The sequence below is a fragment of the Variovorax sp. WDL1 genome, from assembly GCF_001541225.1.
In the GTDB taxonomy this organism is placed as follows: domain Bacteria; phylum Pseudomonadota; class Gammaproteobacteria; order Burkholderiales; family Burkholderiaceae_C; genus Variovorax.
On the sequence record NZ_LMTS01000350.1, the window covers coordinates 1 to 2,670 of the forward strand.

The window sequence follows — 2,670 nt, forward strand, 5'->3', positions numbered from 1 at the left end:
GGGGTCTCCTCGTTTTCAGTGCAATAAGTGACGGTACGAAAAGCTAGCACTGGCGCGGAGGTGGTGTTGGTAGATCGTTGATTTCATTGACTTTCCTGTTCACTTTCAAATCTGCGATTCGTGGCGTCAAACCGTGGTCGGTTTCATCCATTGGTGCCAGTTATCGATGCATTTGGCCGCGAAGGCAGGATTTGGTCAGCATAGCGGTCAACCGGGAAGCGAAACACACCCCGCAAGTTGATGCTCTCCAGCCTGGTGGGCGCAATCTTCCCGATCAGTTCCGGTGGAATGACCTGGCGGCGGTTCGACCAGCGATCCAGGACCGCCTGCATCTGTGAGGTATTCCACGCCATCACGATGTTGGCCATCAGGCTCAACGCATCGGCCACAGCCTGCATTTCATCGACACGTTTGGCCTGCGCCGGGCTGATCCGGCCGGTATAAATGGCGCGCTTGAGGGCGTTAACAGCCTCGCCCCGATTGAGCACCCGGCGCAACTCGTTCCTGAAAGCGTCCTTGACAAAGTAGTCAGCCAAAAACGCCGTACGCAGCAACCGCCCCAATTGCACGCCAGCCTCATAGATTGGATCGCCCTGGGCGGCAGAACCGAACCGCGCAAGAGCTGCCACCGCACTGGCATGTCCGCTCATGACCGAGGCTGCCAGGTGCACCAGACTATCCCAATGCTTTTCGATCAAAGCGACGTCGACATTGGCTTCGCACACCGCAGCGATTTCTGCGGGCACTTTGGTGCCGCGTGGCACAAAGAGGTGGCGCTGTTTGAGTTCCTTCAACCGCGGGCAAAGATCAAAACCAAGCAAACGGGCATGTGACATGGCAAAGTCGGTGTAGCCATGGGTATCCACAGCAAGCTGGCTGGTCTCCAGCTTTTCTTGGCGGATGACACCTTCAATGGCCACGCCCGCCTGGCGCTCATTGAGCACAAAGGGCTGCGCATGGAAGATGCCCCACCGGTCTTTTACATGGGAGTAGATTCCAATGGAAGGTGTGTTGCGCCGAGGATCAAGCCGGGCTTGCCACACCCGTTTGGTGGTCTCCATGGTCATCATGTCAGAAGATGCCAAATCGGACCGCCCCCAGGTGGCGGCAATCGGGTGTCGCTGCATGAATTCCAGCACAGCCTGGCAGGCCTGGCTCAGACGCCGTTCGTCCCGCGCCCAGCGCATGGCCTGGCGAATGCTGGTGGCAGACAATTGCGGAATCATGCGCGCGCATTCGACCGCAGTCAGACTGGTGCCGTGGGCCATGATGCCGGCATAGACCATCAGCAGCTCGTCGGTAGAGCGCGGCTCACGTCCGAGCATGATCCAGCTAAAGCGCACCTGGGCGTCAACGGCCAGAATCACTTCCGGCAATTGAACCTCACCGATGCGGTGATCCAAAGCCGCGCGCAGCTTGGTCACTTCTGGGTCTTCGTCCTCTGCGGGCAATGGCGACAAATGGAGTTCATCATCCACGCGCAGTACGCCACTGCGGGCTGCAGCGGCCACCGCATCGACACCGGCAGTTACTCTGGCCAGCAAAGGCTTCAAGAAAGTGGCAGCCTTGCTGGGTAACGATAGACGGGCATAGTGTTTCTTGGACTCTGCCTGCCAACGCTCGTCCGTGAAGAACAAGCGCGCACGACCCCGAAAGCTCAGGCTGTGCTCAATCCAGACCGAGCCATTGCGCACCGCGCGGCGCAGGGCAAACAGGGTGGCCACCTCCAACGCCTGAAACGCCCGTTCCCGGTCTGGGCTGGAGATCGAAACCTGCCAGATCATTCCCAGACTTGGTGCCACCACTTCAACTGGCAGCTTTCTGGATCCTTTGAGATATAAAGCTTGCAGCTTGGCAAGGTACTCGATGGCAGGATGCTCGCCGGTGGCCTGCCAGGGCAGCTTTGCAATGGCGACGAGCAACGACCGCACGGGGCGAATTCCATCAATCAATCCCTCGCGGACCAGGGAGGCCCTGCTCGGTGGTTTGCGTTTCTGGGTTTCGGTGATCAAGGCTTCAAGACGGGCACGCAACTCAGCATCTGGCACCGCACCTTGCGCGCTCAAGGCAACAAGTTCGCCGAGCAGCGTTTTGTACATTGCGGCCCAATTGACGGTAGCGGGGACATCGGCGGCAGCCTGACGCCACAGATCGGCGATCCGGCGCTGCACCATAAGGATCAACTGGTCTGTGGTGGTGAACAGGCAATACCGAAGAAAGCATGCGACCTCCACGGTGCGCGCTGGCTCTTTGATCTTGGCTCCGGCTGAGGGCGGCCTGGAGACAAGTCGGCGCGCGTAGCGGCGCAAGATGAGATCGGGGATGTCTGCCAGGTGCTTATGAACGTCCAGCGTGTAAAGCAGGTCGATGCGCTCCAGTACCTCGCTGATTTGGCGGGTTGAGTGTTTCGCCGGTGCAGCCCATAGCCAACTCTGCTGGGTTTGTCCATCTGGGCGCAGCTCTGAAACTGAGGCTCGCCAGCGATCAAGTGTTGCTGGATCAACGCTGGCGGCGATGGCGGTGCCTGTTTCAACTTCAAGCTGGGCAAGTGCCGCCGCAATCAGTGTCCGAATTGCCCGCTCGTGCACGATCACCAGCTTGTTCTTGTACAGCCATTGACGCGCCCGCACGAGTAGCTGATCGCGGTCGGCGCAGCGCGCCACTTCGTCG

1 protein-coding gene is annotated in these 2,670 nt (G+C 59.4%); it reads right to left on the minus strand.

Annotated elements, in window-relative coordinates; all coding sequences use genetic code 11:
* Positions 1 to 143: 143 nt before the first annotated feature.
* Positions 144 to 2,670, minus strand: a 2,527-nt coding sequence (locus APY03_RS39670; protein WP_157103536.1) for a Tn3-like element IS1071 family transposase, incomplete at its 5' end; no start/stop codon positions are given.